The following is an 8,024-nucleotide window of genomic DNA, read 5'->3' on the forward strand; positions in this document are numbered from 1 at the left end:
TATTTATGATCTGCAAGAAAAGGCCAATCAGGACAGTAAAAATCTAACAACGGATGAAAAATTACGCTTAGAAATTATGCAGCGTGTTAATGCGTTAGGAATTGGCGCACAAGGTTTAGGCGGTTTAACCACCGTCTTGGATATTAAAATTAAAAGTTGCCCGACACATGCCGCTTCTAAGCCTGTGGTAATGATCCCCAATTGTGCAGCAACAAGGCATACACACTTCACCCTTGATGGTAGTGGCGAAGCTGATTTTAATCCGCCTAAATTAAGTGACTGGCCGCAAATTACTCGCGAGGTGGGCGATAATGTGCATCGAGTTAATGTTAATGAGCTTAGCAAAACAGATATTTCATCATGGAAAAGTGGTGATACATTATTGCTTTCGGGTAAAATTTTAACAGGACGAGATGCCGCGCATAAACGCATTTATGAATTAATTACCTCCGGTGAAGGTTTACCAGAAGGAGTCGACTTTAAAGGTAAATTTATTTATTACGTCGGACCTGTTGATGCAGTTGGAGATGAAGTGGTGGGACCTGCTGGCCCGACAACAGCAACACGCATGGATAAATTTACCGATTTCATGCTTGAAGAAACCGGGTTGTTAGGCATGATCGGTAAATCAGAACGTGGTCAGAAAACGGTGGATTCTATCGCTAAACACAATTCCGTCTATCTAATGGCGGTGGGTGGCGCTGCTTATTTAGTTGCAAAAGCAATTAAAAAGGCGCGTGTTGTTGCTTTTGCCGATCTTGGTATGGAAGCAATTTATGAATTTGATGTTGAAGATATGCCAGTTACTGTTGCTGTTGATAGTGATGGAAATAATGTGCATTCTCAAGGACCTGCAATCTGGAAAGTGAAAATAGCTGAATTTGACAGCAAATTATCTCAATAAATGCATTTTTTATTGATTGAGAAAGTAGTAATGGTATAACAGTATATAGAAATACTAAATGTTACTGATGGTTATAAGGAATAATTATGTTTGAACAAGTAAGTATGGCGGCTGCTGATCCAATTTTAGGATTAACTGATGCATTTAAAAAAGACCAACGAGTTGAAAAAATTAACTTGGGTGTTGGTATCTACAAAAATGAAAGTGGTTTAACACCAATTTTAGCGACTGTTAAAGAAGCTGAAAAACGTCTACTTGCACAAGAAACTACAAAAAGTTATTTAACTATTGAAGGTATTGCTGAATATGGGGTTGCGGTACAAAAACTCCTGTTCGGTAAAGATTCTGAAATTATCGAATCAAATCGTGCTCGTACGGCACAAGTACCTGGTGGTACTGGTGCACTACGTACCGGTGCTGATTTTGCAGTAAAAAAACTGGGCATTAAAAAAATATGGGTAAGCAATCCAACATGGGCAAACCATGGTAATGTTTTTAAAACAGCAGGTTTAGACGTTGTTAGTTATGATTATTACAATGCTCAAAGTAAAGATTTAGACTTTGATGCGATGCTTGAGTCACTGCAGGCAGTTGAAGCGGGTGAACTTGTGCTTTTCCATGGCTGTTGTCATAACCCAACGGGTATCGATCCGACGAATGAACAATGGGAAGTGCTGGCAAAATTAATCGCAGAACTTGGTGCAATTCCATTTTTTGATTTTGCATACCAGGGTTTTGCAAAAGGTGTTGAACAGGACGCCCAAGGTTTACGTATTTTTGCTAAATATAATAAAGAGTTATTAGTTGCGAATTCGTTTTCTAAAAACTTTGGTTTATACAATGAACGTGTTGGCGGCATTACATTAGTTGCTGAAGATAGTGAAATTGCAGAGTCTGCATTTAGCCAGATTAAAGCGGGTATTCGTTCAAACTATTCAAATCCACCTGCACATGGCGCTGCAGTAGTAACAACAATCCTTAATGATGCAGAGCTTTATAAGCAATGGGATCAAGAGGTTGCGGATATGCGTGAACGTATACAAGAGATGCGTGAGCTGTTTGTTGCTACATTAAAAGAAAAAGGCGTCAGCGGCGATTACAGTTTTATCAGTCGTCAAAATGGCATGTTCTCTTTCTCTGGTTTATCCGTTGAACAAGTAAACCGACTCAAAGAAGAGTTTGCTGTGTATATTGTTGGTTCCGGGCGTATCTCTGTAGCAGGGATGACCAAAGACAATATGCAGCCACTTTGTGATGCATTATCAAAAGTAATCTAAGTAAAATACTGAATTACTAAGATTGCCGAAAACAAGGTTGTTTAAACAACCTTGTTTTGTTTTTGCTAATACTTAAACCACCTGAAATGTTGAACATTATTTTCAAGTCGTGCAGGTATGATCCTTTTCAGTTTTATAAAAGAGTTTTATGAGTAGTCGAATTAAGCAAAGTTTAGCATTTCTAAATAACCTGAAGAAAATCCCTCTTTCAGCACAATCTGTTGATTGTCTTTTCTCATCTAAATCTTTTAAAGCAGAGCTATTAACACAAATAGCGAATGCCAAACATCGAATCTATTTGGCTGCTTTGTATCTTGAAGCTGATGATGCGGGTAAAGAGATTCTGATGGCACTTTATCAAGCAAAAAAAAACAGACCAAGCTTAGATATCGTTGTCTGTATTGATTATCACCGTGCACAACGCGGTCTGATCGGCGAAAAGAAAGCGACTGCAACGAATGCGACCTGGTATCAAGAGGTTGAAAAAACACAAGGTTTAGGTGTTAAAATAATCGGTATTCCGGTTAAGCGTAAAGAGCTGTTTGGCGTACAACATCTTAAAGGTTTTGTTTTTGATGACCGGGTTTTGTATAGTGGGGCAAGCTTCAATAATATTTATTTACATCACAATGAGCGATATCGTTACGATCGTTACTGGTTAATTAATAATCATGAACTCGCAGATTCAATGGTCAGTTTCTTAAAAAATGAGATCATCAGTAGTGAGGCTGTTGTAGCGTTAAATGCTGAATCAATTCCTAAAATATCGGCTCTTAAGGCTGCACATAAGCAACTAGCAAAAAATTTAAAACAAGCATCCTATAAATACCAAGGTCAAACTTTATCTGATACGTTATCAGTCGCGCCATTAAGCGGTTTAGGGGCGAGAAAAAACAAACTCAATAAATGTATTCGCAAGGTGTTACAAAGTACGCAAAATGAGCTTGTTATTTTTACTCCATATTTTAACCTGCCGGGAGTGCTCGCTAGAGATATTAGCGGACTATTAAAGCGGGGCGTGAATTTAACGATTGTTGTTGGAGATAAAACAGCAAATGACTTTTATATCCCTGAAGATAAACCTTTTAGAACCATAGGTGGTTTGCCTTATCTTTATGAAAGCAATTTAAAACGCTTTGCTAAAAAACATCAGAACGCGTTACAAAGTGGGCAGTTAAAATTACACCTTTGGAAAGATGGCAGTAATAGTTTTCACCTGAAAGGGATATATGCAGATAATCGTTTCGTGATGTTAACCGGACACAATTTAAATCCGCGTGCGTGGCGTCTGGACATTGAAAATGGTTTGTTAATTGATGATCCTAAACAAGCATTGAAAGGTCTGTTAGACCAAGAGCTTTCTACAATACTGCAACATACCCTACAAATCACAGAACCCGGGCAGATTGAGGGAGTCGATGATTACCCAGAACATGTAAAAAAACTATTATTACGGATGCGTCGGATTAAAGCTGATAAACTGGTTAAAGGCCTTATTTAGTGCTGCTATTAGGTTATATGCTTTTGGGCGCAATTGCAGGCCTGATTGCTGGTATATTTGGCTTGGGAGGTGGCATTATTATTGTGCCAACTCTTATTTTTACTTTCAGTTATCTCAACTTTCCCACTGAGGTTTTAACGCATTTAGCCGTTGGTACATCTCTTTCTACTATTTTATTCACCTCCCTTAGTGCCATTTATGTACACCATAGAAAACTCGCTATTGACTGGTCATTAGCATTTAAGCTAAGTGTCGGCATGTTATTAGGCGGTTTAATTGGCGCGTATTTCGCCGAGTTTATGTCGGGTGTGATACTGCAAAGAATATTTGCGCTTTATACCGTATCTGTTGCACTGCAAATGTGGTTTGCATGGTCACCAAAGGCAATTTTAACCCTGCCTAAACAGTTAGGTTGTGCGTTTTTAGGTGGCGGAATAGGTATTGTCTCAGGCTTATTTGGTATCGCAGGCGGCTCATTAGTTGTGCCTGTTTTGACGCTATACCGTATAAAAATAACGCAAGCAATTGCCACATCAGCAGTGACGGGGTTCCCTATTGCCCTGTCTGGTAGTATAGGATACATAATGATGGGCTGGAATAACCCTTCATTGCCAGAGAGCAGCTTTGGTTATGTGTATTGGCCTGCAATGCTAGGCATTATTTCGAGCAGTACAATCTTTGCCAAGTTTGGCGCGATGCTTGCGCATCATTTATCGCCTATAAAACTGAAAAAAATGCTTTCTATTGTGCTTATGCTGGTGGCAATTAAGTTATTTGTCTGATTGTTATACCTAAACTACTTGAAGATACAGATTCAGAGTTTCGCCCGGATGCTAGAACAAGGCGTAACATGATGAGAATGGTTATTCCCTTTTCAAGTGTTACAACGCAGTGCTAGCTTTCGGGCGAATCTCCCGAAGGGCAAGGCGATAAACGATGATCTTCGTTGTTAGAAGGCTTTGATTTAGAATAACTAGATCATCAGCCTTCTGCCTAGAACATCATCATTTATCGTCTTGCTGACTCCTGCATCTCCAAGTAGCTTAGGTATAGATTAAATACCGAGCTGTATGCTGGTTAAATAAGCACTTGAAACTAAAACGGTAAATAGCGGTTGAATTCTTTATTTTGATACGTATAATTCTTTTCATCAAGTCGTTACACAAGGCTTGATAACAGTGACAATGGTAGGCTTCTTGGTTCCTCGCATTGATAACTTATTAACCTGGTCAGAGCCGGAAGGCAGCAGCCATAGTAGGTGATTCAAGTGCCGAGGGTTTGCTGGGGAGTCTGCCACCCACACCTTTCCTCAAATCATTATTAGCTTCCTAAAGGTCTAATTATGACGTTATATAACTCTAATTTTGATACTTCCCTAAAAGCCAAACATTTATCGCCGAAATATTGGGGAACCTGGTCTTTGCTTGGATTATTATTTCTATTCAGTTACTGCCCAATTAAAATACGGGATCGTTTTGCAGCCTGGCTTGCAGATAAAATTTATAGTGCAAAATTTTTAAATAAACGTAAAAAAATCGCGTTTACCAATCTTAGTTTATGCTTTCCTGAGTATTCTCAAAAACAAAAAGATCAATTGATGCGAGAGAATATTCGTGCGCTTGCACAAATTTCCTTGTCGCTTGGTGAACTGGCATTTAGAAAACGTGATTTTTTACTCAAGCGTGTCAATATGATTGGCGAGCAATATCTCCAACAGGCAGAGGCGCAAAATCAAGCAATTATCTTTTTAGGCCCGCATTGTTACGGTCTTGATTATTCAGGCATAGCCGGTCTTAATGCCAGAGGTTACCCTATCTCAAGCATGTTTAAAGATTATAACAATCCCATTTTCGACTGGTTTGTAACAGGTTACCGTACTCGTTTTACTAAGCTCACCGGCAAAGGTGCTTTATATCATCGCAGTGAAGGTTTAAAACCTGTTATAAAAAGCCTGCGCGATAAAACACATTTTTATTATCTTCCCGATGAAGATCATGGTCGAGAGAATAGTCTGTTTGCTGATTTTTATGCGACTCAAAAAGCAACCGTGCCGATGATTGGCCGATTAGCTAAATTGGGTAAGGCTGTAGTGATCCCATTCTTTACTTCATATAATGATCAAACAGCTAAATATGATGTTATCTTTCATGCACCACTTGAAAATTTCCCGACAGGGGATGAATTGAAAGATACAGAGCAGATGAACCGGGCGATTGAGAAGGTAATAGACGTGAACCGCAGCCAATATATGTGGTCGCTTAAGTTACTCAAAACCCGTCCTGAAGTTGGATTGGATATCTACAAATAATATCTTTTAAGATAGCTTACGAATGTGAATCGTAAGCTATCTTGCATCTATACACATTCTACTACTGAGCGTTAATACGCTGACCCGTTACCTCTTTACTGTCATCATTTAACAAATACAGATAAATTGACATAATATCTTCCGGTCTTTTTAGTTTTGCCGTATCTTCAGCCGGATAGGCACTTGCGCGCATCGCAGTTCGTGTTGCTCCCGGGTTTATTGCATTAAAGCGTAAGCTGCTGTTTTCATATTCGTCTGCTAGCACCTGCATCATACCTTCAGTGGCAAATTTTGAGACGCTGTACGCGCCCCAGTAAGCTCGACCTTGATTACCTACTGCTGATGTCGTAAATATTGTTGACGCATGCTCAGCAAGGCTTAAAACAGGGATTAATGATTTGGTTAACAAAAATTGCGCGGTAACATTAGTTTGAATGATTTCATCCCAGGTTTTTTTTTCAATTTGCGTAAAAGGCCCTAATACACCAAGTTGACTTGCATTATGAACAAGACCATCAAGTTTGCCGTATTCACGTTTGATGGTATCAGCTAAATCGATGTAATGTTGCTCTGTTGCCCCGTTTAAATCCAGTGGCAAAATCGAAGCCTGTTGTTTGCCTAGTGCTTCGATTTGATCATAAACAGCTTCAAGCTTTTTTACTGTTTTTCCCAGTAAAATAACCGTCGCGCCAAACTCTGCACATTGTAGTGCCAGAGTTTTACCAATTCCTGCGCCAGCACCTGTAATTAGAATCGTTTTTCCAGATAAACAGTCTGCTTGTGCTTGATATTCCATCATAAATTTTCTCATTTTTACAAATAAGCGTGAATATTAACTTTTTTTCAACAAAAGTCTCAATCTCTTTTGTACCGGGGCGTTCTTTTTGTCATGATATGCCATGTCAATCTTATTACTGAGGAATATAGTTTTGGAATTTTTATCTGAATATGGTCTGTTTTTAGCAAAAGCTATTACATTCATTTTAACAGTGGTCATTACTTTAGTCGTGGTAATTGCCATCGCGAGTAAGCAGAAAAATAAAAAAGGTGAGTTAGATTTAATTGATTTATCTGAGCAGTTAAAAGGTACAAAAAAATCAATCGAAGAACAGTTATTAACTTCCCATCAATTAAAAGTGCGTCATAAAAGCGAAAAAAAGGCACAGAAAGAAAAAGATAAGCAAGCTAAAAAAGCCGCTAAAAATGGTGAAGCAGCAGATGGATTACCACAGTTGTATGTGGTCGATTTTAAAGGCAGCATTGATGCGAAGGAAGTCACTTCATTAAGAGAAGAGGTAACCGCTATTTTAAGTGTTGCCGATGAACATGATGAGGTGTTTGTTCGCCTTGAAAGCGGTGGTGGCATGGTTCATGGTTACGGACTGGCAGCATCGCAACTGCAGCGTATTAAAGATCATAATATCCCGTTAACTATCTCTGTTGATAAAGTGGCTGCCAGTGGCGGTTATATGATGGCGTGTATTGCGGATAAAATCATTTCAGCACCGTTTGCTATTGTGGGATCAATTGGTGTGATTGCGCAAATCCCTAACTTCAATAGATTATTAAAAAAACATGATATTGAATTTGAGCAGTTAACCGCGGGTGAATACAAGCGAACATTAACTATGTTTGGTGAAAATGATCAGGTTGGACGTGATAAGTTTAAGCAGGAGCTGCAGGAAACACATGATCTGTTTAAGCAATTTGTGACCAAACATCGCAGTCAAATTGATATCGACAAAGTAGCAACAGGTGAACATTGGTACGGGTTACAAGCTATTGAGCGTAAATTGGTTGATGAAATTTCTACGAGTGATGATTACTTAGTTTCTCAGTTAGATGAACGCCATATTATTCAAATTAAATATACGCAGCGTAAAAAATTAGCAGATAAATTGGGCCACGCTGCTTCAATAGCAATTGAAAATAGTGTCTTTAAATTGATGCAGCTAAATATCAACCGTTTTTTTTAGTAATTGCTCGATTTTTGGACTAAGAGTAAAGCCAACTGCCACTTAGTTGGCTTTTTTT

The 8,024-nt window shown here is 38.8% G+C and carries 7 protein-coding genes and 1 other RNA gene; 7 read left to right on the forward strand and 1 reads right to left on the reverse strand.

The features are described from left to right. From AC4GME_RS10640 to AC4GME_RS10665, 6 genes are all read left to right on the forward strand, one after another. The coding region (locus AC4GME_RS10640; protein ID WP_490379371.1) for a fumarate hydratase C-terminal domain-containing protein at nucleotides 1–904 on the forward strand (904 nt) is incomplete at its 5' end. A gap of 86 nt (nucleotides 905–990) precedes the next feature. Further along, complete coding sequence (locus AC4GME_RS10645; protein ID WP_490378409.1) at nucleotides 991–2,181, forward strand: amino acid aminotransferase; 1,191 nt, start codon at nucleotides 991–993, stop codon at nucleotides 2,179–2,181. A gap of 148 nt (nucleotides 2,182–2,329) precedes the next feature. Further along, nucleotides 2,330–3,682, forward strand: coding sequence for a CDP-diacylglycerol--serine O-phosphatidyltransferase (gene pssA, locus AC4GME_RS10650; RefSeq protein ID WP_490379372.1), 1,353 nt, complete (start codon nucleotides 2,330–2,332; stop codon nucleotides 3,680–3,682). A gap of 17 nt (nucleotides 3,683–3,699) precedes the next feature. Next, nucleotides 3,700–4,464, forward strand: a complete 765-nt coding sequence (locus AC4GME_RS10655) for a sulfite exporter TauE/SafE family protein (RefSeq protein WP_490377789.1) — start codon at nucleotides 3,700–3,702, stop codon at nucleotides 4,462–4,464. A 411-nt stretch (nucleotides 4,465–4,875) separates the two neighbouring features. Continuing rightward, nucleotides 4,876–4,973, forward strand: an RNA gene (gene ffs, locus AC4GME_RS10660) — signal recognition particle sRNA small type. 51 nt (nucleotides 4,974–5,024) lie between these two features. Then, on the forward strand, nucleotides 5,025–5,990 hold the full coding sequence (locus AC4GME_RS10665) for an LpxL/LpxP family acyltransferase (protein WP_490377787.1): 966 nt from the start codon (nucleotides 5,025–5,027) through the stop codon (nucleotides 5,988–5,990). Nucleotides 5,991–6,051: 61 nt separating this feature from the next. On the opposite strand, the gene AC4GME_RS10670 is transcribed toward AC4GME_RS10665, so the two are convergent. Then, a complete protein-coding gene (locus AC4GME_RS10670; protein ID WP_490379373.1) occupies nucleotides 6,052–6,789 on the reverse strand; it encodes a YciK family oxidoreductase in 738 nt (245 codons plus the stop codon). 130 nt (nucleotides 6,790–6,919) lie between these two features. On the opposite strand from AC4GME_RS10670, the gene sohB reads away from it, so the two are divergent. Continuing rightward, entirely contained in the window at nucleotides 6,920–7,966 is a 1,047-nt protein-coding gene (gene sohB, locus AC4GME_RS10675) for a protease SohB (RefSeq protein ID WP_490377785.1), read from the forward strand. Nucleotides 7,967–8,024: the final 58 nt, after the last annotated feature.

It is taken from the genome of Psychromonas sp. (assembly GCF_983033635.1).